Here is a 23,126-nt window from a genome sequence, read left to right as displayed (position 1 = left end):
GCACGATGAGGGCGTGGCGACGACGGAGCGGACCATCCTGGCGCTGCCCAGCGTCGGGCCCGACCCGTTGACGCTGGACCGTGCCCGGGACGCCGTCGTCGGCTACGCCCGCGGGATGCGCTGGCTGCGCTTCCGCTCCCCCGGTATCCCGGAGGGCCGCTGGGCGCAGGTGCCCGCCTTCGGGTGGTCGCGGTTCGACGCGCGGCCGGTCGGCGAGAACCTCGACGCCGACGTCCTGATCGGCGAGGGCCTGCACGGTCGCCTCGACCCGGCCGGCTGGCACGCCGTCCACGACGCCCTCGCTGCGCTCGCCCCGCGGGTCGAGGCGCTGGCCGCCCGCGCGGACGGGCGCCCGTTCTGGGAGCTGCCCGACGAGGAGCTCTCGGTGCTCGGCGAGCCCGGCACGGTCGGCGCGCTGCTGCGCGGGATCGGCGAGGACGCCGGCAGCCACGCCCCGCACGTCCTCGCCGCCCTGCACCACCGCCGGCCCGACCTCGTCCCGCACCTGACACGGACCACCCGCCGCACGCTGCTGCCCCACCTCGAGGAGGGCGACAGCGGCGTGGAGGCGGTCGTCCACCGGGAGCTGCGGGTCAACGACGTCGGGTTCGCCGCGCTCGAGTCCGCCGTGGCCGCGGAGCTCAGTGGGACCGCACCGACGCGCCTGCGCCTGCACGACGTGCTGCTGTGGCTCGCGACCACGCTGCGGTTCGCGCACGCCGAGGACGAGGGCCGGCGGCTCAGGTCCTCTCGGTCGTCTGGGTGAGGAAGCGCGTCCGGTACCGGCCGGCGAGCAGCAGCAGGGCGAGCTCCGCGACGACGGCGACCACCACGAGCTCGGCGTCGAGGTAGCCCAGCGCGACGTTCACGCCGGCGAGGGCGACGAGCAGCCCCACCCGGCACAGCCGGATGCCGACGCGGTCGCGGCCCAGGAGCAGCGCGCCCGCCGCCACGAGCAGGAGCACCCCGAGGAGCGCCTCCCCCGCCGACGCGACGACGAGCACCGGCGGCCTGCTGCCGGGCGGGAGGGTCTGGTCGTCGAGGACGATCTGCACGTCCGGATCGCTGCTCCACAGCGCGAGCAGCACCACGAGCCCGACCAGCGAGAGCAGTCCGAGCAGCACCGACCCCACGATCAGCACGATCCGGTGCACCCAGCGCGGCACGAGGCCGGACTCGGCGCGATGGAGCACGGCGAGCAGCGGGCGGGCGCGGTCCCGGGGCACGTCGGTCGGGGCCTGGTCCACCACCGGGCGCAGCGCGGCGGCGTAGGCGGCGAGGTCGGGGCGGGCCGGGTGGTCGGCGAGCGCGTCGAGGTCGCGGAGCAGCGCCGCGCGGTCGTCGGGACGCAGCGGGCCGTCGGCGAGGCTCTTCGACCGGACGGCCACCGAGTACGCCAGCACCCGCGGCCGGTCGAGCCGGGCGCGGCCCGCCAGCAGCGCGAGCCCGAGGACGCCCAGGAACACGGCGTAGATGATCGGCGCGGCGAGCGGGGTGAAGTAGTCGTTGCGCTGGGTGATGAACTTGCCGACCTCGTCGACGAACAGCCCGGACCCGACGCCGGCGCACACGGCGGTGACCGTCGGGACCCAGCGGTTGCTCCAGGCCAGCGCGGTCAGCCCGCCGACGAGGAGCAGCAGCCCGCCCCAGAGCGCGTGCGCGAGGTGGTAGACCTCGCCGCCGATCTGCGGATAGCCGGTCAGCGCGAGGTAGAGGCGCGTGACCACCACCGTCACCCCGAACCCCACGGCCACCAGCCGCACGCTGCGCGCCGCGTCCTCGCGCGGCACGGGACCCCGGTGGGCGCTCACCCGTCGGCGAGCCCGGCGTAGGTGTCCCGCAGCTCGCGCTTGAGGATCTTCCCGCTGGGATTCTTCGGCAGCTCGTCGACGAGGACCACGTACTTCGGGGCCTTGAAGCCCGCCAGGCGCTCGCGGGCGTGGGCGACGATCTCGGTCGGTTCGGCGGTGTGGCCGTCCCGGAGGACCACGGCGGCGGCGACCGCCTCGATCCACTCGGGGTGCTTCACCCCGAACACGGCCACCTCGCTCACCGCGGTGTGCGCGTAGATCGCGTCCTCGACCTCGCGGCTCGCGACGTTCTCGCCGCCGGTGATGATGATGTCCTTCTTGCGGTCGACGATCGTGAGGTAGCCGTCGGCGTCCATCACCCCGAGGTCGCCGCTGTGGAACCAGCCGTTCTTGAACACCTCGGCGGTCGCCTCCGGCTTGCCCCAGTACCCGCGCATCGCGTGCGGGGTCCGGTGCACGATCTCGCCGACCTGCCCCACCGGCACCGGCCGGTCGTTCTCGTCGTGCAGCCGGGTCTCGACGTTGAGGCTCGCGCGCCCGGCGGTGCCCGCTTTGGTGATCTGCTCCTCGGGGAACAGGACGGTGGCGTTCGGGGCGAGCTCGGTCTGGCCGTAGTAGTTGAAGAGGCGGATGTCGGGCAGCCGGCTGCCGAGCTCCTCGAGCACGGCGACCGGCATGATCGCCGCCCCGTAGTAGCCCTTGCGCAGCGAGGACAGGTCGTACCGGTCGAACGCCGGCGAGCGCAGCAGCCGGATCCACACGGTCGGCGGGCAGAACATCTTGGTGATCCGCTCGGCCTCGACCGTGCGCAGGATCGTCTCCGGGTCGGCGGAGTCGACGACGACGCTGGTGGCGCCGAGGTAGACGTCGGGCGTGAGGAAGTCGTGCAGCGCCGCGCAGTGGTAGAGCGGCAGCGCGTGCAGCTCGACGTCGTCGCGGTGGTACTCGCCGTCGACGATGTCGCTGACGTACTGGGCGATGAGGTTGCGGTTGGTCATGATCGCGCCCTTGGGCGCGGACGTGGTGCCGCTGGTGTAGAGCAGCTGGACCGGGTCGTCGTCGCCGATCTCGACGTCCGGCTCGGTCGCGTCCTCGTGGGCGAGCAGCCGGTCGAACGACGTCCAGCCCGGGCTGTGGCCGATGACCACGCCGAGCGAGACGGCGACCTCCGCGGCCCCGAAGGTGTCGACCAGCGCGTCCTCGACGATCACCGCCGTCGCGCCGCTGTCCTCGAGCACGTAGCGGACCTCGGACGCCACGAAGTTGAAGTTCACCGGCACCGAGATCGCCCCGAGCCGCGCGAGCGCGAAGTACGCGACGACGAACGCGTACGAGTTGTGGGAGAAGATCGCGACGCGCTGGTGGCGCACGACGCCCCGCGCCGCGAGCGCGTTCGCGACGCGGTTGGCGTCGGCGTCGAGCTCGGCGAACGTCCGGCGGGTCTCCCGGTGCACGACCGCGAGCTTCGGGCCGTGCTTCAGCGCGCTGCGGGCGAGCAGCGAGCCGATCGTCTGACGGCGCGCGCGCACGACGTCCGCGGTGAGGGGCGGGAGGTACCGATCGAGATCGTCCACCCCGCTGCTCCTACCGATCACGAGGCCGGAGGGCAATGGGCAATCACCGCGCGACGGCCGTCAGGTGGGAACGCGTGGTCGTCCGCCGGGTCGGGGTCGTCGTTCGGTGTCGATGATCCAGGGCGGGGTGAACCAGGGCCGACCGTTGATCATCTCGATGGTCCAGTGCCCGTGGTGGAGCAGCTGGTGGTGGTGGCGACACAAGAGGCACATGTTGTCGAGCGCGGTCGCGCCGCGGTGCTGCAGCCATTCTCGGACGTGGTGGGCTTCGCAGCGTCGTGGTCGTCGGGTGCAGCCGGGGAAGGCGCAGCCTCCGTCGCGGTGGTTGAGGGCGCGGCGGATGGCGTCGGGGGCGGTGCGCTGGCTGCGTCCGACGTCGAGGGGTTCGGACTTGGCGCCGAGGATCATGGGGATGATCTCGGCGTCGCAGGCCCACCGGCGGACCGTGGCGGCGTCGACGTGGTGGCCGGAGTCCAGCGTGCCGTAGCCGCCCTTGCCCGTGAGGGCTTCGCACAGCCAGCGGTGATCGATCGTCACCGTGAGCAGCGCGCGGCCGGGGCGTTCGGTCCAGCCGGTCTTGCCCGTCTCGGGACGGCGAGGTTCGGGGATCAACGCCAACGGCGCCTCGCCGCCTGCCTCGTCGTCGTCCGCCTCTGTCGGCGCGTCGGCCTCGACGCCCGCCGGATCAGGGTTGACGTGCTCTTTGCGGGCGTCGGTGGCCAGACCTCGCGGGCCACGGGCGTCCTGGGTGAGGTCCTTGAACGCATCGGCTTGACGGCGTTCCAGGGAGCGTTCGTCGTCGGCGCCGGCTCGCTCGGACAGGACTCCGAACACCTCGACCGCGGCTTCGGCGTCCAGCGGGTCGTGCAGCGTCCCCTTGAACACCAGCGACCCGTCCCTGCGGCGCAGCAGGTGCATCTCGTCGCGGCAGTGCTCACCGTCGGGTGGAGCGGCGCCGTCGGGGTCGTAGCGATCGATGAACGCCTTCGCCAACTGCTGCAGCTTGCGCGGCGGCAACAGCTCCGCGTAGTCCGCGAGGGTCTTCTCCACCCCGGCCAGCTCGTCCGGCGGCGGCGGGGACGCGAGGCCCGCGAGGTGGGCCATCGTCTCCCGGATGATCTTAACATGCTGCGGGTCGATCAGCCCCGCCGACAGCGCCGCGCCGGTGCAGGGCAGCCGGGCCGGCAGCGGCTCCCCCAGCAGCGACGAGCGGGCACACAGGTCCGCCGCCTCGGCCACCAGCCGCTTGGCGTCGGCGAGGTCGAGGTTGTCCCGATCCGCGATCAGCGACTCGACGGATCGATATCCGGTGTTCGCCGCCGTCCCGAGGTCGGCGATCCGAGCGATGCTCTCGAGGCGGCGGTAGTAGGCGCGGCGCTGAGCGATCATCTCGGCACGAGCGGACTCGAGCGCCTCGCGCTCCGCCACCCCCACCACGTATTCGCTCATGTGTTCGAATGTAGACCCGACCCCCGACAACGCCGGGCCCGTTCACTGAGACCGCCTCAGCAACGTCAGCGCTGTCCCGACGAGGGGCGCCCCTCGCCCACCTCTCCGAGCGAAGGTGCCCTTCGCTCAGGACCAGCGCGCGCCGGTAGACCTCAGACCGTGTCCGCGCCGATCGCGTTGCGCATGGTCGCGAAGACCTTGCTCTGTTCCGCGGTGAGGTGGCTCGGCGCCGCGGGGTGGATCTCGCCGTTGGCGGTGTGCAGGGGGATGTCGGCGTGCCCCGCGGCGGAGACCTGGGCCATCGACCACTTCCCGAACGCGCGCTCGTCGACCGTGCCGGAGTCGAGCACGGCCAGCCGCTCGTGGCGGGGGTCGGCGCTGATGCGGCCGTAGAGCTCCTCGACGGTGCCCTGGGGACCCTCGAGGACCTGGGCGAAGTAGTGGTCGGTGATCAGCAGCGCGCCCGTGATGTCCGCGCCCTTGTTCCGCGACCGCGCCGTGCTGAAGATCTCGCCGAGGACCGTCGGCCGGTCGCTCTTCGGGATGCGGCTGTGGCTCTGGTAGATCAGCCGGAAGACCGGCGACCCGCTCTCGTCCGATGCGGCCATCGGTGGCCCCCTCGTGTCCCCGGCGCGCTCGCCCCGGACGGATGTGATCGGCGTCTCATTATGCTGACCTCTCCGGAGCTGTCCAGAGGAGGAGGCCCGCGATGGCGACCGCAGTCGAGACGACGTTCCACCGGGTGTCGCTCGAGGTGTACGACGACCTGCTCGGGCGGCTGGACTTCCGGCCGGGCGGGCCGTCGGAGCCCGGCTGCCTGTTCCACTTCGCGACGCCCACCGAGGACGGGTTCCGCGGGATCGACGTCTGGGAGTCCCCCGAGGCGTTCCAGCGCTTCGTCTCCGAGCGCCTCGGGCCGGTGCTCGAGCGCCTCGGGATCGCCGCGCCCGACGTACGCGTGCTCGAGGTGCACAACTACCTCATCGCGCCCGCGGAGCGCCGCAGCTAGGCCCGCCCGCGGGTGCCACGCTGGGGGCCATGTCCACGATCGATCCCGCCGACGCCCGCCGCCGCCTCGAGGCCGGCGAGGCCGTGCTCGTCGACGTCCGCGAGCCCGACGAGTGGGCCGCGGGCCACGCCCCGGACGCCGTGCACCGCCCGCTCGGCGACCTCGACCCCGCCGAGTTCGCGGAGCGCTCGGTGATCACGACGTGCCGCGGCGGCGGTCGCGGCACGCGCGCGGCGGAGAGGCTCGCCGAGGCCGGCGTCGACGCCGTCAGCCTCGACGGCGGCCTGCGGGGCTGGTCGGAGGCCGGCGGCCCGATCGTGCACGACGACGGCACGCCGGGGGCGCTCGACTAGCGCCCGGCCGACCGCCGGACGACGTCGCGGACGGTCGCGAGCACCTCGTCGGGGTGGTCGAGGTGCACGCTGTGGGTCGCCCCCGGCCAGGTCAGCACCGGTGCCCCGAGGGCGGCGGCCACGCGCTCGTGGGCTCGGCGGATCGGGGCGCCGGGCTTGCGGTCGGCGGTGACCACCGCGGCCGGCACGCGCGGGAGCGCCTCGTCGCGCCACCCGCGGGCCAGCTCGGTGAGCCCGTCCACGGAGCGCGCCAGCTGGTCGGTGTCCATGTCCAGCGTCGCGTCGACCGCCGCGGCGCAGTCCGGACGCAGCCCCCGCTTCATGCTCCGGGCGGTGAGGGCGAGCGTCCCGCGCAGCAGCGCCGGACCGAGCACCGGGATCGCGGCCGCCCGCGCCACCGTCGCGGCCCGCTGCTCGACCTGCGCGCTGATCTCCGCGTCGTTCACCGGCGTCATGTCGAGCAGCACCAGGCCGGCGACGTCGTCGGGGTGCGCGGCGGCGAGCAGGGTGGCGACGGCCCCGCCGAGGCTCTGCCCGACGGCGACGACGGGCCCCAGGGCGACGTCGGCGACGATGGCGTGGAGGTGGTCGGCGGCGTCCGCGAGCCGTCCGGGCTCGGACGAGTACCCGGTGCCGGGGCGGTCGTGGACGATCACCCGGCAGCCGGGATCGGCGACGAGCCCCTCGACGAGCCCCGGGAAGAACCCCTCGGCCGCCGCGGCTCCGCCCGGCAGCAGGAGCACGGGCGGGCCGTCGTCGCCATGGACGCGGACCGGATCGGACGTCATCGGATCATTCTCCCGATCCCCTCCGCGAACAGGCGATCACCTGCGGCTGGTTGCGCGCGACCCGCTTGCTTCTGATCAACAGGTACGGGAGCGTTCTCCCAGCGCGATGTGACCCGCCACACGCACGGCGAGGAGGCCGTTCCCCGATGAAGCTCGCTCTGTACCTGCCGAACTTCCGCACCGAGGTGACGATCAAGGAGCTCGAGGACCTCACCGATCTCGCCGAGGAGCTCGAGTTCGACTCCGTCTGGACCCTCGACCGCATCGTGGTGCCGGAAGCCTCGGACCGCGAGGGGCTGCAGTACTCGTTCGGCATGATGGACGGGCTCCCGAACGCCCTGCCCGTCGCCTCCACGGGCGGGTGGTTCCAGGGCTACCCGCTGCTCCCCTGGCTCGCCGCGAGGACATCGAGGATCCGCATCGGCCAGAGCATCATCGACACGCCGTTCCGCGCGCCGGGCGTCCTGGCCGCCGAGCTGGCGACGATCGACCACCTGTCGAACGGCCGGCTCAACGTCGGGCTCGGCGCGGGCTGGATGCCCGAGGAGTTCGCCGCCGCGAGCGCCTCGCACATCTTCCCGAAGCGCCACAAGCACGTCCGCGAGACGATCGAGGTCCTGCAGGGCGTCTGGGCCAACGAGCACTTCGAGTACCACGGCGAGTTCGCCGACTTCGAGCCGTGCGGGTTCGGCGCGAAGCCGCTCCAGCAGCCGCGTCCGCCGATCTTCATGAGCGGGCTCAAGGACCCGCTGCGCTCGGCGAAGCGCATCACCAAGTACGACCTCGACGGCTGGATCGGCATCCAGGACTCGCCCGAGGGCCTGGGCAAGTGGCGGAAGGCCATCGACGAGCAGTTCGAGGAGATCGGGAGCCCGAAGCGCTCCAAGGACCTCGAGATCTGCAGCATGATCTGGACGGTCATCACCGACACGGAGATGGACCAGAGCGACAACGGCGTCCCGTCCAACCTGCTGGTCGGCACCGAGAAGCAGCTCACCGACCGTCTGAAGGCCTACAAGGAGGCCGGGATGACGATGCCGCTGATCTGGCCGCCGTTCGCCGACGTGCCGGTGTCGAAGACGCTCGACGACCTCAAGCGGATCAAGAACGACATCATGCCGAAGGTCGAGGCCATCTAGTCAGCGGTCCGACCAGCGCAGCTCGACCTCGCGCCCCGGCGCGAGCGGGAACCCGGCGGCCTCCTCCTCGGCGGCCCGCCGGGTTCCCTCCGCGAGGTCGCCGAACGGGCTGACCTCCACGCGGTGACCTCGACGCCGCCAGGTGCCGGCGATCTCGCCGTCGGCGAGCAGCGCACCGGGCTGGGCGACGCCCAGCGGCCACACGGCCCGGCGGTGCGCGGCGTCGGGCACCAGCAGCGCGCGGTCCGGGGCCTGCAGGAACAGGTCACCGGGTGGGAGCAGGCGCACGCCGGACACCGGGGCCCGACCCGCGGGGACGGTCGCCTCGACGGGCACCGCCTCCCACGTCGCCTGCGCGTCGGCCGGTGACAGGCCCGCCCACCGCGCGAACCCGGGCGCGTCCGAGGGTCCGAGCACGGCGAGGAACCGCCGCAGCAGCTCGGCGCGTGCCGCATCGACCGTGGTGGACGGCGCCGGCACGACCCACACCAGCGTGTCCCGGCCGTCCCAGCGGATCCGCACGCGCCCCGTCGTGGCGGCCCGCAGCAGCCCGTCGACGCGTCCGCCGACCGCCGCGAGCGCGTCCCGCTTGCGTACCCGGGCCGCGCCCAGCGCGACGGCGAGGGCGTCCGCATCCCGCTCGGCGGCCTCGCGCAGGCGCTCGTCGTGGGGCATCAGCCCGAGCGTGAAGACGTCGGCGTCGGCCGCGGGCACCACCCACACCGCGCCGCGCGGCCCCCACACCTGCGCGAGGGCGGGGTCCTCCCACGCGTCCGGGCGCACCCCGGCGACCCGCGCGTACAAGGACAGCACCGCGGAGCGCGGCGCGCCGTCCTGCAGCCCCGAGGAGACCGCCGCACGCCAGGCGGCCGCTGGCAGCCGCCGGTCCAGGTGCTGGGCGGCCAGGCGGTGCGCGATCACGTCCGCCCGCGTCACGGACGTCAGGTGACCGTCTTCCCCGTGGTGTCCGCCCGGCTCCGGCTGGGCTGCACGCGCTTCGGCTCGCCCGGCATCTTGGGGTACTCGGGCGGGTAGGGCAGGTCGCCGAGGTCGTGGTCGCGCTGGTCGCGCTCGACCCACTCCAGGACCGTCTCGAGGCTGCCGGGGTCGTCGTGCAGGCCCGCGAGCGCGTCGCCGCGCTCGGCCAGGACGCCGGCGGCGGTGAGGACGTCGAAGTCGTCGGGGTCGACGTCGGGCAGCTCCTCCCAGCGCAGCGGCATCGACACCGTCGCGCGCGGGGTGCCGCGCACCGACCACGCCGAGGCGATCGTGCGGTCGCGGGCGGCCTGGTTGTAGTCGAGGAAGACGCGCTCGCCGCGCTCCTCCTTCCACCAGTCCACGGTGGCCTGCTCGGGGATGCGCCGGCAGACCTCGCGGGCCAGCGCGATCACCGCGCGGCGGACGCCGACGAAGTCCCAGTCCGGGCGCACCGGCACCAGCACGTGGATGCCGCGCCCGCCGGAGGTCTTCGGACGTCCGTGCAGGCCGGCGTCGTCGAGGACCTCGCGCAGCACCCCCGCGACACGCACCGCGTCGGCGAAGTCGGTGCCCGGCTGCGGGTCGAGGTCGATGCGCAGCTCGTCGGGCTGGTCGACCTGCCCGCGGCGCACCGGCCAGGGGTGGAAGTCGAAGGTGCCGAGGTTCGCCGCCCACGGCAGCACCGCGGTGCGCGTCGGGCAGATCTCGGTGGCGGGCCGGCCGGAGGGGAAGCGGACCTCGACGGTGTCGACCCACTCGGGAGCGCCCTTGGGCACGCGCTTCTGGTAGAAGAACTCGCCGGTCACCCCGTCGACGAACCGCTTGAGGTGCGTCGGGCGCTCGTAGAGCACCGCGAGCAGCGGCTCGCGGACCGCCACGTAGTGCTCGACGACCTGCCGCTTGGTGATCCCGCGGTCCGGGAAGTAGACCTTGTCGGGATTGCTGATGCGGACGGCCAGGCCGTCGACGTCGATCTCCTCGGCCGGGGACTTCGCCACGGCGGCAATCTACTCGTCCCCGCCGGTGACCCCGGTCTCGTCCGCGGTGCGCAGCCGGTCGGCCAGCGCCTGGAGCTCGGCGCGCAGCCGCGAGAGGTCGCCGATCTCGAGCCCCGTGTCGGCCTGCACCCGGCGCTGCACGGCCATCACCGGCTCGCGCAGCGCCTCACCCTCGGCGGTGCAGGTGACCTCGACGGTGCGCTCGTCCTCGGGGCGACGCCGCCGGAGGACCCGGCCGCGCTCCTCGAGGCGCTGCAGCAGCGGGGAGAGGGTGCCGCTGTCGAGGTGCAGCTCGCGGCACAGCCGCCCCATGGTCGTCGGGCCGTGCTCCCAGAGCACGAGCAGCACGACGTACTGGCTGTAGGTGAGCCCGAGCGGAGCGAGCCCGCGCCGGTACGAGGCCGCGATCGCGCGGGAGGCGTCGTGCAGCGCGAAGCACAGCTGTGCGTCGAGCGTCGTGCACGCCGCCGAAGTCGCCGAGGTGTCCGTGCTCATGCCGACAGGGTAGGCCCGACGGGAAGTGGTGCGGGTTACCGTGGGGCGATGAGTGCGTCGAAAGGCCCAGGTGGGGGCGTTTCCGGGACATCCGGGTCGGGGGCCGACGAGCCCGCGGGCCCGCCCGGGCGTTTCGCCGACGACCTCATCGGCCTGGACCCGGACGACCCCGAGGCGCGGGCCTTCGCCGCGCACCTCGACCGGATGGAGCACGTCGGGCCGGCCGCGTTCACCGTGGAGGGTCAACTGGCCGGGGTCCGCGACTTCGCGGACTCGGCCAACCGGGCGGACGGCACCCGTCGCCTCGCGGCGATCGTGCTGGTCACGCTGGTGCTCCTGGGCACCGGCTTCGTGATCTTCGAAGTGCTCGAGGTGGTCCTGAGCACGGCCCTCTGACGGTGGCGCGCCGTATTAGCCTGGATGCATGAGCAGTGACGCCTCGATCGGCACCCCGAAGGTCAGCAAGTCCGACGCGGAGTGGCGCGAGCAGCTCACGCCCGAGGAGTACCAGGTGCTGCGCCAGGCCGGGACCGAGCGCCCGTTCACCGGCGAGTACGACGAGGTCTTCACCGAGGGTGTGTACTCCTGCCGTGCCTGCGGCGCCGAGCTCTTCCGTTCCGAGACCAAGTTCGCCTCGCACTGCGGGTGGCCGTCGTTCTACGCGCCGTCCGCCGACGACAACGTGATCCTGCGCGAGGACCGCGCCATGGGCATGACGCGCGTCGAGGTCCTGTGCGCGACCTGCCACTCGCACCTCGGCCACGTCTTCAGCGGCGAGGGCTACGGCACGCCCACCGACCAGCGCTACTGCATGAACTCGGTGAGCCTGCACCTGGAGCCGGCCGGCTGAGACCCGAAGCCCGGGACATCCCCCGGGGGTGTTTCGTTCGTCGGTCGCTCGTTACGCTATCCGGCCGATGACTGCGACGCTGACGTCCCGCGAGGGTCCCCGTCTGGTGATGCGGACCCTCGCCCGCCACCTCGCCCCGATCCAACCCCGCCGCCTGCTCGTGGCCGCGGGCCGCCAGCTCACGCCGCGCCAGCTGACCGGGCTGCGCACGGTTCTCGGGGCGCTCGAGCAGGGCAGCTGGATCGGCGGCCTGGAGGCGCACGTCCCCAACCGCGGCGACCGGTTCGCCGTGTTCGGCGAGATCGTGGAGCGCCTGCGCTCGCCGCGCCCGCTCTACCTCGAGTTCGGCGTGCACGAGGGCCGGACCCTGCGCTGGTGGAGCGAGCACCTCGCCGCCCCCGGCGCCCGCATGATCGGGTTCGACAGCTTCGACGGCCTGCCCGGCGACTGGCACGCCGACGCCCCGGCCGGCAGCTTCGCCACCGGGCGGGTCCCGCAGATCGACGACCCGCGCGTGGAGATCGTGCCCGGGTGGTTCTCCGACACGCTGCCGGGCCGGGAGCTGCCCCCGCACGACGAGCTGGTCGTCAACGTCGACTGCGACCTCTACTCGAGCACGCGCGAGGTGCTCGACTGGCTCGAGCAGCACCTGCGCCCCGGCACGCTCGTCTACTTCGACGACCTCTTCGACCACGACGCCGAGCTGCGCGCGGTCTGGGAGTGGGTGGACGCGCACCCGGAGACCGTCCGGCCGCTGTCGATGGCGCGCTGGGGCCAGCACCTGCTCCTGGAGTACCGCACGCAGCCGTGATCCTGCTCCGAACGGCCTAGTCAGCGGGTCCGCAGCGAGGTTTTCGGCGCCGACACCGGTGTCCGACGCCACCGAGGGAGGGCGTGGACCGGCAGGATCACTACCGTCGGGAGACGGCCAACCGCCTCGCGCCCGAGCCACCGCGTGCAGAGAGGACGAAGCCGTCGATGGGCCACCCGCTCCGACCCGGTAACGCACAGGACCACCACCCGCGCCGCCCCCACCCGCTCTCGGCCCGTCTGCCGCGCTTCGACGAGACGGTCCAGTACGACGTCATCCGCGACTGCCTCATGCCCGAGGAGCAGATCGACGGCGTCTACTCGAGCGAGAGCGCCGGCATCGCGCTGTGCGGCATCACCAACCGCCGCGTCATCCTGCTGGACACGGCGTTCCCCGGCGGGCGCGCGGCGCTGATCACCGCGCCCTACAGCCGCATCACGACCGTCTCGTACGTCTCGTCGGAGGACGAGCCGATCTTCTCCCGCACCGTCGCGATCCAGGTCGGGAGGACCTTCTACGAGGTGACGTGCCGCGGCGAGGAGCAGGCCGCGGAGATCCACGACCTCATCACCTGGCACCTCATCGACTGAGGTTCACCGGCTGAGGGCGAGCACCCCACCGGCCGGGGCCATGAGCTCCTCGACGCCCGCGGCGGCGAGGCCGCGCTCGCGGGCGACGCGCACGACGAGGTCGGTGAGGTACGGCCAGGTGCAGATCACGGCGTCGACGTCACGCCCGACCAGCTCGCCCACCCGGGCGGCCACGCGGGTCGCGATGTCGGGACCGGGCGTCAGCAGGTTGCGATCGACCAGGTGGACGTCGACGACCCCGGGCGCGTGCTCGGCGAGCAGGCGCCGCGCCTCGCGGACGTGCTCGGCCGCCACGTGCAGGAAGCCGACGGTCGCCACACACGGAATATGTCATGTCGCGTTGCGTGAAGCGACTACTTGATCGATGTACGGCTCGTCCGGTACGGCGGACGGTGGGGCGTGACGGCAGCGGTTACGGCAAGGAGGTGACGAGCTGCTCCGGTGAGACGCGCGGGCCCGTGAAGAAGGGGATCTCCTCGCGCACGTGCCGCCGCGCCTCGGTGGCCCGCAGGTCGCGCATGAGGTCGACGATGCGGTCGAGCTGGTCGGACTCGAAGGCGAGGATCCACTCGTAGTCGCCGAGCGCGAACGCGGGCACGGTGTTGGCGCGCACGTCGGCGTAGCCCCGGGCGGCCTTGCCGTGGTCGGCGAGCATGGTGCGCCGCTCCTCGTCGGGGAGCAGGTACCAGTCCAGCGAGCGGACGAACGGGTAGAGGCAGAGGTAGCCCTTGGGCTCCTCCCCCGCGACGAACGCCGGCAGGTGGCTCTTGTTGAACTCCGCGGGCCGGTGCAGCGCCGTCGACGACCACACCGGCGTCGACGCGCGCCCGAGCGCCGTGCGCCGCAGCGACGTGTAGGTGGCCTGCAGCGACTCGATGTCCGGGGCGTGGGTCCAGACCATCCAGTCGGCGTCGGCGCGCATGCCGGCGAGGTCGTAGAGCCCGCGGACCGCGACGCCCTTGCCCTCGGCCTGCTCGAGCACGCCGGCGACCTCCTCGCCGAGGGCCGCGCGGTCCTCGGGCAGGCGCGCCGGGTCGGTGCGGAACACCGACCACATGGCGTAGCGGATCGTCGAGTTCAGCTCGTCGTAGTTCAGCCTGGCCACGCCGTCCATCGTGCCACTGCGTTCCCGGGGCTACAGCGACTCCTCCGTGCTCGAGACGCCCGGCACACGGTCGGCGCGGAACGCCTCGACGAAGCGGCGGTGGTCGTCGCGCACCACGCCCGCGTAGGCCCGCCCGAACGCGACGAGGTCGTCGACGAACGCGTCCTCCCGGTCGCCGACGGCGGCGAGGATCGCGTCCTCGACCTGTGTGGTGACCAGCCCCTGCTCGGCGTCGGCGTCGGAGACGCAGTGCGCCCGCGCGGTGGCCCGCCCGAGGTGGTGCAGGACGTCGCGCAGCTCGCGGGGCTCGGTGAGGTCGTCCCAGTCGAGGTCGTTCTCGTAGGGCGAGAGCTCGCTGACGACGTAGCCGACGCCGCGCAGCTCGGTCCAGCCGAGCAGCCTGTCGGCGTGCGCCTGCAGCGCCCGGCGCGACAGGGCCGTCCGGTGGCCGTGGTGGCGGAACCCCGCCGCCACCTCGGGGTCGTCGACCACCCGGCTCGGCGCGGCGCGCACCGCCTGCTTCATCGACAGCACGATGTCGTTGTCGAGCGCCTCGTTCGGGCCCTCGATGAGCACGTTGTAGGCCGGCAGGCCCGCGCTGCCGATGCCGAAGCCGCTGCGCCCGACGACGTCGTGCACGCCGTAGGCCGGGTCGGGCCAGCGCTTGGCCGGCGGGATCGTGTCGAGGTAGGCCTCGTAGGCGGCGACGACCTCGGCGCGCTCCTCGTCGTCGAGCCGGCGCACCCCGGGCCCGGCGCGGAAGACCCGGTCCTCGCCCTCGATCTCGGTGAGCCTGTCGAGCAGCCCGCGCCGGCTGCTCTCGCGCGAGCGCTGCAGCGCCTGGTGGATCGGGCCCTCGGTGTTCCGCCGGGTCAGCGCGAACTCCCGCTCCCCCGAGCCGCCGGAGAACGAGCGCACGGCGCCGAGGTACCCGCGCAGGTAGGCGGCGTTCAGGGCGTCGATGTCGGCGTCGGAGAACGCCTTGGACCAGCCGAGCAGGGCGACGCTCGCGACCAGCCGGCGCAGGTCCCAGGTCCACGGGCCGACGTACGCCTCGTCGAAGTCGTTGACGTCGAAGACGAGCACGCCGTTGCCGTCGAGGTAGGTGCCGAAGTTCTCGGCGTGCAGGTCGCCCTGGATCCACACGCGCCGCGTCCGCTCGTCGACCCACGGGTCGTCGAGGCGGGCGACGTCGGCGTAGTAGAGCGCCGCGCTGCCCCGGTAGAACGCGAACGGCTCGGCGGCCATCTTGCGGAACTTGTTCCGGAACGCCGCGGGCGCCTCGGTCATGAGCTCGGCGAACGCGTCGGCGAGCGTGTCGACGATGAGCCGGGTGCGCTGCTCGTCGTCGTGGGCGCCGAGATCCCCGGCGAGGTCGGTCATGGGAGCAGTGTGCCGGGCGTCACGCCCGGGGCTGCGCCGACCTCGCGAGGTGGTCGGCGACGCGCCGGGCCGCGGCGTCGGCGGTGGCCAGGCAGGCCGGCACGCCGACCCCGTGCAGCGTGGCCCCGGCGACCGCGAGCCCGGGCAGGGCGGCCACCCCCGCCTCGAGGGCGGCGACGCGCTCGACGTGCCCGACGCCGTACTGCGGCAGCCCGCCGGGCCAGCGCACGACCGCGCTCTCGACGGGGACCTCCTCGATCCCGGTGAGCGCGGCGAGGTCGCTGCGCGCGGCGCTGACCAGGTCGTCGTCGTCGCGGCGCAGCGCGGCGAGCGAGGCGGCGTCGCCGTGGCGGCCGATCGAGAGCCGCAGCACCGCGGTGTCGTCGGGGTCGGGGCGGGCGGGGTCGGACACAGCGAGGTGCGGCCACTTCTCGGAGCTGAAGGTGGCCGCCTTGATCGTCCAGGGCAGGCCGTCGGGACGCCGCTCCCCCGCGCCGACGAGCACGCCCGAGCGCCCGGCGAGCGGTGCCGCCGCGGCGGCGGGCAGGGCGAGCACGACGAGCGCGGTGGACGCGAGCTCGACCTCGCCGGCGGCGCGGGCGGCGTCGGGGGCGTGGTCGGCGAGCAGGCGGCGCAGCGCCGGCGCGGGGACGGCGAGCACGACGGCGTCGGCATCGATCGGTTCGTTCTCGCCGAGCTCGGCGCGCCAGCCCGTCGGCGTGCGGGACAGCGCCGTGACCGTGCGCCCGAGGCGCAGCTCGGCGCGGGCCGCGAGCGCCAGGGTGGCGGGCAGGTCGGCGAGGCTGCCGCGCAGCGTGCCGAACACCGGCAGCGGCGGCGCGCCCTCCACCGGTGGGGCGGGCAGGCAGGACCGGGCGGCGGCGAGCAGCGAGCGCGGGTCGGCGTCGAGCGCCGCGGCCAGCGCGGGCACGGTGGCCCGCAGACCCAGGCCGTCGGCGTGCCCGGCGTAGACGCCGCCGAGCAGGGGGTCGACGAGCCGGTCGGCGACCTCGTCGCCGAGGCGCTCGCGCACCAGCGCGCCCACCGCGACGTCCCCGCCGGGCTCCCAGGGGCCGGGCCGGTCCTCGCGCAGCGCCGCGAGCCCGGCGGGCGAGAGCGCGTCGGCGGCGACGTCGGGGTCGCCGGGCACCCCCATCATCGTGCGCGGCGGCAGGGCGGTACGGCGCCCCCCGACCTGCAGGGACGAGGCGGCGCGGCCGGGGTGCACGAGCTGGTCGCCGAGGCCGAGCTCCGCGATGCGCTCGGCCGCCTCCGGCCGGCGGGCGAGGAAGGCCTCGGCGCCGACGTCGACCCGGCGCCCGCCGATCTCGAGGGCGGAGAGCTTGCCGCCGAGCGTGCGGGCGGCCTCCACGACGACGAGCTCGGCGTCGGGGCCGAGCAGCGTGCGCAGACGGTGGGCCGCGGCGAGCCCGGACACCCCGCCGCCGACGACGAGGACGCGGGTCACGGTGCCGGGAGCGCCGGGAGCTCCGTCGCGTGCACGAGGTCGACCACCCGCGCGAGCGCGTCGGGGTCGGTCTCCGGCAGGACGCCGTGGCCGAGGTTGAAGACGTGGCCCGGCGCGGCGGCGCCCTCGGCGAGGATGCGCCGCACCTCGCCGGCGACGACGTCCGGGCCGGCGAAGAGCAGTGCCGGGTCGAGGTTGCCCTGCAGGGCCGTGCCCGGCGGGACCCGGCGGGCGGCGACGTCGAGCGGCAGCCGCCAGTCGACGCCGACGACGTCGGCCCCGGCCTCGCCCATCGCGCCGAGCAGCTCCCCGGTGCCGACCCCGAAGTGGATGCGCGGCACGCCGGCGTCGGCGAGGCCGCCGAGCACCCGCGCCGAGTGGGGCATGACGAGCTCGCGGTAGTCGCGCTCGGAGAGCGCGCCGGCCCAGGAGTCGAAGAGCTGGACGGCGTCGACACCGGCCTCGACCTGCGCGCGCAGGAAGGTCAGCGTGGTGTCGGCCAGCGCGGAGCACAGCGCGTGCCAGGTGTCGGGCTCGGCGTGCATCAGCGCCTTGGTGCGCTCGTGGTTGCGGCTCGGGCCGCCCTCGACGAGGTAGGAGGCGAGCGTGAACGGGGCGCCGGCGAAGCCGATGAGCGGGGTCTCGCCGAGCTCGCGCACGAGCAGGCGGACGGCGTCGGCCACGGGGGCGACGCCCTCGGCGTCGAGCACCGGCAGCGCGGCGACGTCGGCGGCCGAGCGCACCGGCTCGTCCACCACGGGCCCGGTGCCGGCGACGATGTCCACCCCGACGCCGGCGGCCTTGAGCGGCACGACGATGTCGGAGAAGAGGATCGCGGCGTCGACGCCGTAGCGGCGCACCGGCTGCAGCGTGATCTCGCAGGCGAGCTCCGGGGTCAGGCAGGCCTCGAGCATCCCGGTGCCCTTCCGGACCTCGCGGTACTCGGGCAGCGAGCGCCCGGCCTGGCGCATGAACCACACGGGGTGCCGCGACGGCCGTTCGCCCCGCGCCGCGGCGAGGAAGGGCGACCCCGGGAGGTCGCGGCGGTGCTGATCGATGTCCACGACCCCTGCCCTGCTCATGATGGGTCCATCCTCCCACGGGGCTGCAGGTCCGACCGTGTCGCGCCCGGCGTGGGAGGTACACGTCCGAACCCGTTCGGCCTACTGTCATCGAGGTGACGGCGCCCACCACCCACCCCGAGACGTTCCGGCGCGCGGTGGACTCCCTCGCCGAGCTGCAGACCCGCGCGGAGATCGAGCTCCGCACGATGCGCCCGCCGCAGCGCCTGGCGCCCTACTCGGCGGCCTGGAGCGCCGAGGTGCTGGCCACCCCGCTGCCGCCGGGCACCGGCGAGGTCGACGACGCCGAGGTCGTGGTCACCGGGCGCCTCGTGCTCCTGCACGACCCCGAGGGCCAGGACGCCTGGGACGGCACGCTGCGCGTGGTGTCGTTCGTGCGCGCCGAGCTCGACCCGGAGCACGCGGGCGACCCGATGCTCCCCGAGGTCGCGTGGTCGTGGCTCACGGGTGCGCTGGAGGACTCCGGCGCGGCGTGGACGGCGCTGGGCGGCACGGTCACCCAGACCGCCTCGGTGCGCTTCGGCGACATCAGCGGCCCCACCCACGCGACCGACCTCGAGCTGCGCGCGTCGTGGACGCCGACCGAGGAGGTCCTGACGACGCACGGCGACGCGTTCGCCGGCGTCCTCGCCATCGCGGCGGGACTTCCGCCGGAGGGCGTGACGACGCTCGGTGCCCGTCGCGCCGGGCGTTCCGGCTGACATTCTCCCGGTACCACCGGTATCGCTGTCGCAATTTTCGGGGCGTTCTGCCGGGCATCCCCAGGTCATCGTGTGCATTCACAGGGATGCACAGGGTGACGTCCGATCAGCCCGGTGCCGCTGCGACCTGCACGCGTCGCCGTTGGGTCGTTGGTTGCAGCCGCCCTGGGACGGTCGGCGCTACTCGGCACTCTCCGTAGTCGCAGTTACACCGAGTGTTACTGCGAGACGATTTCGTGGAGTCTGTCCACTCCAAAGGGTGACCGCGACCGCGTAACGCGCGAAACTCCACCGAGCGAAGTTGGCCCTGATGCTCTCGTTAACTCGCCCGGGGGGATATCTTCTCTCGCACGCACTTCTTCGTCCGATCGGCGGCGCGGTCGTTGGGACGAGGCTCAGGGTGCGGAATGTCGGGGGGCAAGACCGACTTCTAGGAGGTACTCGACGTGGCAACCGTGGGCCCAGGCATGGCCCTTCGCGGCGTCGCGAGCGGACTGCTGCCGCCGGCCATGGTCCCGCATCCGCGGGAAGAGATGTTCACCGTGCTGGTGGTCGACGACCACCCGCTGTTGCGTGAGGCCATTGCGCAGCGGCTCTCCTCGATGGGCGCGGGCACCGTCCACGAGGCGGCCTCGATCTCCGAGGCCCGCACGCGAGCCCTGGCCTCCGGGCCGTGCGATCTCGCGATCCTCGACCTCGGGCTGCCGGACGGCAGCGGCCTGGACCTGATCGCGGAGCTCCGCGCCCAGGGCTGGAACCGGGTCGTGGTGCTGGCGGCCTCCGACGACCCGTCGGCGGTCCGTGCGGCGTTCCAGGCGGGCGCCCAGGCCTACCTGCTCAAGTCGGCGTCGCCCGGTGTGGTCACCGACGGCGTGCGCCGTGTCCTCGAGGGCGGCCTGTACGCCGACCCGTCCGTCGCTCCCCTGCTCGCGGCGGGCACCCGCGTGCCGGCGACGGACAACACCCCGCGAGAGCTCTCGGCTCGCGAGGTCGAGGTGCTGCAGCTGGTCGCGGACGGGCGCTCCAACAAGGAGATCGGCGACGCGCTGAGCCTCTCGGCGCTGACCGTCAAGAGCCACCTGTCCCGGATCGGGCGCAAGCTCGGCACGGGCGACCGTGCGCAGATGGTCGCGCTGGCCATGCGGGCCGGCGTCATCCGCTGAGCGGGAGGGCACGCAGGTCGACCACCGCCGCTGCGGGGCGGTCGGCCTCGGTCATGCGGTCCACGGACCCCGCCGGTGACGCCGGCGGGGTCCGTGACCCGACCCCGGACACCAGCACGGGCACGAGCGACACGCCCGTGCGTTCGGCCGGATCTCCCGCGGACGCGGGCGACGACCGGCAGACTGTCTCCTTCGTGACGGCAGACACGGATCCGGCGCCGAGCGGCCCGCCCGACCCGCAGGCGGATCCGGACGTCGTCGACCTGCTCGAACCGGCCGACGGAGTGCCGCCACTCGTCACGGACCGGACGGCGCTCTCGGACGCCGCCGCTGCGCTGGGCTCGGGTCACGGGCCGGTCGCGGTCGACGCCGAGCGGGCGTCGGGGTACCGCTACTCCGCCCGCGCCTATCTGGTGCAGCTGCGCCGCGAGGGCGCCGGCACCTTCCTCGTCGACCCGATCGCCTGCGGCGGCGACCTCGGTGAGCTCGGCGAGGCCCTGCGCGGCGTCGAGTGGGTGCTGCACGCCGCGTCCCAGGACCTGGCGTGCCTCGCCGAGGTCGGCATGCGCCCGGACTCCCTGTTCGACACCGAGCTCGCCGGGCGCCTCGTCGGCTACCCGCGCGTCGGGCTCGGCCCGCTCACCGAGCACCTGCTGGGCGTGCGGCTGCAGAAGGGCCACGGCGCCGCCGACTGGTCCCGCCGCCCCCTGCCCGCCGACTGGCTGACCTACGCCGCCCTCGACGTCGAGCTCCTCGTGGAGCTCCGCGACCGGGTGGCCGCCGACCTCGACCGCCAGGGCAAGACCGCCTGGGCCGAGCAGGAGTTCGAGGCCGTGCGCCTCGCTCCTCCCCCGCCGCCGCGCGCCGAGCCGTGGCGCCGGACCTCGGGCGTGCACAAGGTCCGCCGCCCCGCCGCCCTCGCGGTGGTGCGCGAGCTGTGGGAGTCGCGCGACGAGCTCGCCGCCGCCCGCGACGTCGCGCCCGGGCGGCTCCTGCCGGACGCCGCGATCGTCGACGCCGCGCTGCGCGAGCCCGCCCGCCGCGACGAGCTCATCGCCATGCCCGTGTTCCGGGGCCGCGCCCAGCGCCGCCTCGCCGACCGCTGGTGGTCGGCGATCGAGCGGGCCCGCGCCCTGCCGCGCCCGCGGTGGCCGGCGAGCGCCCCGGCGCCCGACGGCCCGCCGCCCGCGCACCGGTGGGGCGACAAGGACCCGGCCGCCGCCGCGCGCCTCGCGGCGGCCCGGGCCGCGCTCGCCGGGCTCTCGGAGCGCACCGGCACGCCGGTGGAGAACCTCGTGACGCCGGACGTCGTGCGCCGCCTGTGCTGGGCGCCCCCACCGGAGACCCCGGACGCGGAGACCACCGCGGCCACCCTGACCGGGCTCGGTGCCCGGCCCTGGCAGGCGGAGCTCACCGCGCCGCTGCTCGCCGAGGCGCTCCTGGCCCGGCCCGAGGAGAAGGACGCTCAGGGCTCGGCGGGCTGAGACCGGCTCGGCAGCACCACGCTGACCGCCAGGCCGCCGCCCTCCACGGGCTCGGCCACCGCGCGGCCCCCGTGCGCGTGGGCGACGGCGCGCACGATCGACAGGCCCAGCCCGGTGCCGCTGCCGGTGCGCCCGGCCCCGCGGCGAAACGGCTCGAAGAGCTCGGCGACCATCGCGGGCGCGACCACGGGCCCCGACGACGACACCGCGAGCACCGCGTGCCCGTTCTCGACGCCGGTGCGCACCGCGAGCCAGCCGCCCTCGACGTTGTGGCGCACCGCGTTCTCGAGCAGGTTGCCGGCCACCCGCCCGAGCAGGGCGGCGTCGCCGGCGACGCCCGCGCTGGCGAGGTCGGTGCGCACGCTCAGCCCGCGGTCGCGGGCCTCGGCGCGGACGGCGTCCAGGGCGCCGGGCACGGTCTCGGCGAGGTCGACCGGGTCGGCGGCGACCGACTCGGCGGCCTCGGTGCGGGCGAGCAGCAGCAGGCCGGCGACGAGGTCCTCGGCGCGGCGGGTGGCGTCGCGCAGGACCTCGCCCATGCGCCGGAGCTCGGTGACGTCGGCGTCCGGGTCGGCGAGCGTCACGTCGACCTCGGTGCGCAGGACCGCGAGCGGGGTGCGCAGCTCGTGGCTGGCGTTGGCGACGAAGCGGCGCTGCGCGTCGAAGGCCGCCTGCAGCCGGTCGAGCATGGCGTCGAACGTGGCGGCCAGCTCGGCGACCTCGTCGCGGGGGCCGGTGACGCCGATGCGCGCGTCGAGCGACTCGGCAGAGAGGCGCCGCGCGGTCGCCGTGACGTCGTGCAGCGGGCGCAGGACACGCCGCACGAGCACCCAGGACACGATCGCGGCGGCCACGACGACCATGGCGAACGCCACCGAGCCCAGCCGCAGCACCTCGACGCGGGCCGACTTCGTCAGCGCGTCGGCGAGCTGCCCGGCGGGCACGCGCACCCCGTCGACGATCACCGGGGTGTCCGGCGGCAGCTGCGGCACCCCGGCCGCGACCTCGCCGACCAGGACCCAGCCGAGCCACACGAGCAGCACCGCGACCAGGGCGACGAGCCCGGTGGCGAGCATCGTCAGCCGGACGCGCAGCCCCGGGCCGCGGCGCGTCGCTGCCGATCCGGTGTGCACCGCGGTGACGCTACGGGGCGCGCCGCAGCACCCCGTGAAGGGCCGTGGAGAGCCGCGGAGGGCGGGATCAGACCGCGGCGGGCGTCCCCGCCGGGACCCGGTAGCCCGAGCCCACGACCGTGTCGATGATCCCCGGCTCGCCCAGCTTCTTGCGCAGCGTCATGACGGTGACGCGCACGGTGGTGGTGAACGGGTCGGCGTTCTCGTCCCACACGCGCTCGAGCAGCTCCTCGGAGCTGACCACCGCGCCGCCCGCGGCCATGAGCACCTCGAGCACGCCGAACTCCTTGCGGGTGAGCTCGAGCGTGGTGTCGCGGCGGGTGACGGTGCGCTTCGCGGGGTCGAGCACGACGTCGGCGGAGCGCAGCACCGGCGGCACGGCGGGCGTGGCGCGCCGGCCGAGGGCGCGCACGCGGGCGACGAGCTCGGGGAAGTCGAAGGGCTTGGGCAGGTAGTCGTCCGCACCGAGGGCCAGGCCCTCGACCTTGTCGCGCAGCGTGCCGCTCGCCGTGAGCATGATGACGCGGGTGACCCCGCCGACGATCTCGGCGCACAGGTCGTCGCCGGAGCGACCCGGCAGGTCGCGGTCGAGCACGACGACGTCGTAGCGCGTCACGCCGACCTTCTCGCTGCCCTCGTCGCCGTCGTACGCGACGTCGACGGCCATCCCCTCGCGACGCAGGCCGCGCGCCAGCGCGTCGGCCAGGGCCTGCTCGTCCTCCACGATCAGTACTCGCACGTCTCCACGGTGCCACAGCTCAC

26 protein-coding genes are annotated in these 23,126 nt (G+C 74.4%); 11 read left to right on the top strand and 15 right to left on the bottom strand.

Going from position 1 to position 23,126, the window contains the following annotated elements; genetic code table 11:
* The first annotated feature begins 13 nt into the window (after positions 1-13).
* Positions 14-766, top strand: coding sequence for a hypothetical protein (locus EV188_RS05760; protein WP_133825196.1), 753 nt, complete (start codon positions 14-16; stop codon positions 764-766).
* Here the strand turns inward: EV188_RS05760 and EV188_RS05755 are convergent.
* The 4 genes from EV188_RS05755 to EV188_RS05740 form a co-directional block, all read right to left on the bottom strand.
* Positions 741-1,790 carry a hypothetical protein gene (locus tag EV188_RS05755; RefSeq protein WP_133825195.1) on the bottom strand — a complete coding sequence of 350 codons (1,050 nt, stop codon included), beginning with the start codon at positions 1,788-1,790 and terminating at the stop codon, positions 741-743. The two genes, EV188_RS05760 and EV188_RS05755, sit on opposite strands and share 26 nt — an antisense overlap.
* Positions 1,791-1,807: 17 nt before the next feature.
* The gene (locus EV188_RS05750) at positions 1,808-3,385 is read right to left on the bottom strand and encodes a fatty acyl-CoA synthetase (protein WP_208113982.1); all 1,578 of its coding nucleotides are present in this window, start codon (positions 3,383-3,385) and stop codon (positions 1,808-1,810) included.
* Positions 3,386-3,445: 60 nt separating this feature from the next.
* Positions 3,446-4,834 carry an HNH endonuclease signature motif containing protein gene (locus EV188_RS05745; protein WP_133825194.1) on the bottom strand — a complete coding sequence of 463 codons (1,389 nt, stop codon included), beginning with the start codon at positions 4,832-4,834 and terminating at the stop codon, positions 3,446-3,448.
* Positions 4,835-4,986: 152 nt separating this feature from the next.
* Positions 4,987-5,442 carry a BLUF domain-containing protein gene (locus EV188_RS05740; RefSeq protein WP_133825193.1) on the bottom strand — a complete coding sequence of 152 codons (456 nt, stop codon included), beginning with the start codon at positions 5,440-5,442 and terminating at the stop codon, positions 4,987-4,989.
* Positions 5,443-5,543: 101 nt separating this feature from the next.
* Between EV188_RS05740 and EV188_RS05735 the strand changes: the two genes are divergently transcribed.
* Together EV188_RS05735 and EV188_RS05730 are read left to right on the top strand one after the other, a co-directional pair.
* Positions 5,544-5,843, top strand: coding sequence for a hypothetical protein (locus tag EV188_RS05735; protein ID WP_133825192.1), 300 nt, complete (start codon positions 5,544-5,546; stop codon positions 5,841-5,843).
* A 29-nt stretch (positions 5,844-5,872) separates the two neighbouring features.
* A complete protein-coding gene (locus EV188_RS05730) occupies positions 5,873-6,196 on the top strand; it encodes a rhodanese-like domain-containing protein (RefSeq protein WP_133825191.1) in 324 nt (107 codons plus the stop codon).
* On the opposite strand, the gene EV188_RS05725 is transcribed toward EV188_RS05730, so the two are convergent.
* Entirely contained in the window at positions 6,193-6,984 is a 792-nt protein-coding gene (locus EV188_RS05725; protein WP_133825190.1) for an alpha/beta fold hydrolase, read from the bottom strand. The two genes, EV188_RS05730 and EV188_RS05725, sit on opposite strands and share 4 nt — an antisense overlap.
* 146 nt (positions 6,985-7,130) lie before the next feature.
* On the opposite strand from EV188_RS05725, the gene EV188_RS05720 reads away from it, so the two are divergent.
* Positions 7,131-8,123, top strand: coding sequence for an LLM class flavin-dependent oxidoreductase (locus EV188_RS05720; protein WP_133825189.1), 993 nt, complete (start codon positions 7,131-7,133; stop codon positions 8,121-8,123).
* On the opposite strand, the gene EV188_RS05715 is transcribed toward EV188_RS05720, so the two are convergent.
* Genes EV188_RS05715 through EV188_RS05705 form a run of 3 tightly spaced genes read right to left on the bottom strand, consistent with a single transcriptional unit; the run spans position 8,124 to position 10,594 of the window.
* Entirely contained in the window at positions 8,124-9,059 is a 936-nt protein-coding gene (locus EV188_RS05715; RefSeq protein WP_166659725.1) for a DNA glycosylase AlkZ-like family protein, read from the bottom strand. It abuts the gene before it with no gap.
* Positions 9,060-9,064: 5 nt separating this feature from the next.
* Positions 9,065-10,099, bottom strand: coding sequence for a non-homologous end-joining DNA ligase (ligD, locus tag EV188_RS05710; protein WP_133825187.1), 1,035 nt, complete (start codon positions 10,097-10,099; stop codon positions 9,065-9,067).
* Positions 10,100-10,108: 9 nt separating this feature from the next.
* Entirely contained in the window at positions 10,109-10,594 is a 486-nt protein-coding gene (locus EV188_RS05705; RefSeq protein WP_133825186.1) for a MarR family winged helix-turn-helix transcriptional regulator, read from the bottom strand.
* Positions 10,595-10,642: 48 nt separating this feature from the next.
* Between EV188_RS05705 and EV188_RS05700 the strand changes: the two genes are divergently transcribed.
* The 4 genes from EV188_RS05700 to EV188_RS05685 all read left to right on the top strand — a co-directional run bounded on the left by EV188_RS05700 (position 10,643) and on the right by EV188_RS05685 (position 12,845).
* The gene (locus tag EV188_RS05700) at positions 10,643-10,990 is read left to right on the top strand and encodes a hypothetical protein (RefSeq protein WP_243741491.1); all 348 of its coding nucleotides are present in this window, start codon (positions 10,643-10,645) and stop codon (positions 10,988-10,990) included.
* Positions 10,991-11,018: 28 nt separating this feature from the next.
* Positions 11,019-11,444, top strand: coding sequence for a peptide-methionine (R)-S-oxide reductase MsrB (msrB, locus tag EV188_RS05695; RefSeq protein ID WP_133825185.1), 426 nt, complete (start codon positions 11,019-11,021; stop codon positions 11,442-11,444).
* Positions 11,445-11,511: 67 nt separating this feature from the next.
* On the top strand, positions 11,512-12,255 hold the full coding sequence (locus EV188_RS05690) for a class I SAM-dependent methyltransferase (RefSeq protein WP_133825184.1): 744 nt from the start codon (positions 11,512-11,514) through the stop codon (positions 12,253-12,255).
* 167 nt (positions 12,256-12,422) lie between these two features.
* Positions 12,423-12,845: a PH domain-containing protein gene (locus EV188_RS05685; RefSeq protein WP_133825183.1), complete on the top strand. Its 423-nt coding sequence runs from the start codon at positions 12,423-12,425 to the stop codon at positions 12,843-12,845.
* Between the two features lie 3 nt (positions 12,846-12,848).
* Here the strand turns inward: EV188_RS05685 and EV188_RS05680 are convergent, their stop codons facing one another.
* From EV188_RS05680 to hemE, 5 genes are all read right to left on the bottom strand, one after another.
* Positions 12,849-13,163 carry a hypothetical protein gene (locus EV188_RS05680; RefSeq protein ID WP_133825182.1) on the bottom strand — a complete coding sequence of 105 codons (315 nt, stop codon included), beginning with the start codon at positions 13,161-13,163 and terminating at the stop codon, positions 12,849-12,851.
* 94 nt (positions 13,164-13,257) lie between these two features.
* Positions 13,258-13,950, bottom strand: coding sequence for a hydrogen peroxide-dependent heme synthase (hemQ, locus tag EV188_RS05675; RefSeq protein WP_133825181.1), 693 nt, complete (start codon positions 13,948-13,950; stop codon positions 13,258-13,260).
* A gap of 30 nt (positions 13,951-13,980) precedes the next feature.
* Complete coding sequence (locus EV188_RS05670; protein WP_133825180.1) at positions 13,981-15,333, bottom strand: DUF2252 domain-containing protein; 1,353 nt, start codon at positions 15,331-15,333, stop codon at positions 13,981-13,983.
* Between the two features lie 19 nt (positions 15,334-15,352).
* The gene (hemG, locus tag EV188_RS05665) at positions 15,353-16,801 is read right to left on the bottom strand and encodes a protoporphyrinogen oxidase (RefSeq protein ID WP_133825179.1); all 1,449 of its coding nucleotides are present in this window, start codon (positions 16,799-16,801) and stop codon (positions 15,353-15,355) included.
* Entirely contained in the window at positions 16,798-17,883 is a 1,086-nt protein-coding gene (gene hemE, locus EV188_RS05660; RefSeq protein WP_133825178.1) for a uroporphyrinogen decarboxylase, read from the bottom strand. Before hemE ends, hemG begins: the two co-directional genes overlap by 4 nt.
* A gap of 95 nt (positions 17,884-17,978) precedes the next feature.
* Here hemE and EV188_RS05655 point away from each other — a divergent pair, with 95 nt between their 5' ends.
* The 3 genes from EV188_RS05655 to EV188_RS05645 all read left to right on the top strand — a co-directional run bounded on the left by EV188_RS05655 (position 17,979) and on the right by EV188_RS05645 (position 21,231).
* Complete coding sequence (locus EV188_RS05655) at positions 17,979-18,584, top strand: DUF3000 domain-containing protein (RefSeq protein ID WP_133825177.1); 606 nt, start codon at positions 17,979-17,981, stop codon at positions 18,582-18,584.
* A 467-nt stretch (positions 18,585-19,051) separates the two neighbouring features.
* Positions 19,052-19,747 (top strand): response regulator, encoded by a 696-nt coding sequence (locus EV188_RS05650; protein ID WP_116706142.1) that lies wholly within the window; start codon positions 19,052-19,054, stop codon positions 19,745-19,747.
* A 194-nt stretch (positions 19,748-19,941) separates the two neighbouring features.
* Entirely contained in the window at positions 19,942-21,231 is a 1,290-nt protein-coding gene (locus tag EV188_RS05645) for an HRDC domain-containing protein (RefSeq protein ID WP_424922909.1), read from the top strand.
* Here the strand turns inward: EV188_RS05645 and EV188_RS05640 are convergent.
* Together EV188_RS05640 and EV188_RS05635 are read right to left on the bottom strand one after the other, a co-directional pair.
* Positions 21,213-22,307, bottom strand: coding sequence for a sensor histidine kinase (locus EV188_RS05640; protein ID WP_133825428.1), 1,095 nt, complete (start codon positions 22,305-22,307; stop codon positions 21,213-21,215). The genes EV188_RS05645 and EV188_RS05640 overlap by 19 nt on opposite strands.
* 124 nt (positions 22,308-22,431) lie before the next feature.
* Positions 22,432-23,103: a response regulator transcription factor gene (locus tag EV188_RS05635; RefSeq protein WP_133825175.1), complete on the bottom strand. Its 672-nt coding sequence runs from the start codon at positions 23,101-23,103 to the stop codon at positions 22,432-22,434.
* Positions 23,104-23,126: the final 23 nt, after the last annotated feature.

Source organism: Actinomycetospora succinea (assembly GCF_004363095.1).
Taxonomy (GTDB): domain Bacteria; phylum Actinomycetota; class Actinomycetes; order Mycobacteriales; family Pseudonocardiaceae; genus Actinomycetospora; species Actinomycetospora succinea.
Note: the sequence above shows the minus strand (reverse complement) of the source record. Positions and strands in the feature narration are given on the sequence as shown.

What these genes read in the sequence shown, in the direction of transcription:
- EV188_RS05745 (WP_133825194.1), bottom strand. Translation starts at nt 4,834, where the DNA reads ATGAGCGAATACGTGGTGGGGGTGGCGGAGCGCGAGGCGCTCGAGTCC.
- EV188_RS05740 (WP_133825193.1), bottom strand. Translation starts at nt 5,442, where the DNA reads ATGGCCGCATCGGACGAGAGCGGGTCGCCGGTCTTCCGGCTGATCTAC.
- EV188_RS05735 (WP_133825192.1), top strand. Translation starts at nt 5,544, where the DNA reads ATGGCGACCGCAGTCGAGACGACGTTCCACCGGGTGTCGCTCGAGGTG.
- EV188_RS05730 (WP_133825191.1), top strand. Translation starts at nt 5,873, where the DNA reads ATGTCCACGATCGATCCCGCCGACGCCCGCCGCCGCCTCGAGGCCGGC.
- EV188_RS05725 (WP_133825190.1), bottom strand. Translation starts at nt 6,984, where the DNA reads ATGACGTCCGATCCGGTCCGCGTCCATGGCGACGACGGCCCGCCCGTG.
- EV188_RS05720 (WP_133825189.1), top strand. Translation starts at nt 7,131, where the DNA reads ATGAAGCTCGCTCTGTACCTGCCGAACTTCCGCACCGAGGTGACGATC.
- EV188_RS05705 (WP_133825186.1), bottom strand. Translation starts at nt 10,594, where the DNA reads ATGAGCACGGACACCTCGGCGACTTCGGCGGCGTGCACGACGCTCGAC.
- EV188_RS05700 (WP_243741491.1), top strand. Translation starts at nt 10,643, where the DNA reads ATGAGTGCGTCGAAAGGCCCAGGTGGGGGCGTTTCCGGGACATCCGGG.
- msrB (WP_133825185.1), top strand. Translation starts at nt 11,019, where the DNA reads ATGAGCAGTGACGCCTCGATCGGCACCCCGAAGGTCAGCAAGTCCGAC.
- EV188_RS05690 (WP_133825184.1), top strand. Translation starts at nt 11,512, where the DNA reads ATGACTGCGACGCTGACGTCCCGCGAGGGTCCCCGTCTGGTGATGCGG.
- EV188_RS05685 (WP_133825183.1), top strand. Translation starts at nt 12,423, where the DNA reads ATGGGCCACCCGCTCCGACCCGGTAACGCACAGGACCACCACCCGCGC.
- EV188_RS05670 (WP_133825180.1), bottom strand. Translation starts at nt 15,333, where the DNA reads ATGACCGACCTCGCCGGGGATCTCGGCGCCCACGACGACGAGCAGCGC.
- hemE (WP_133825178.1), bottom strand. Translation starts at nt 17,883, where the DNA reads ATGAGCAGGGCAGGGGTCGTGGACATCGATCAGCACCGCCGCGACCTC.
- EV188_RS05650 (WP_116706142.1), top strand. Translation starts at nt 19,052, where the DNA reads ATGGCCCTTCGCGGCGTCGCGAGCGGACTGCTGCCGCCGGCCATGGTC.
- EV188_RS05640 (WP_133825428.1), bottom strand. Translation starts at nt 22,307, where the DNA reads ATGCTCGCCACCGGGCTCGTCGCCCTGGTCGCGGTGCTGCTCGTGTGG.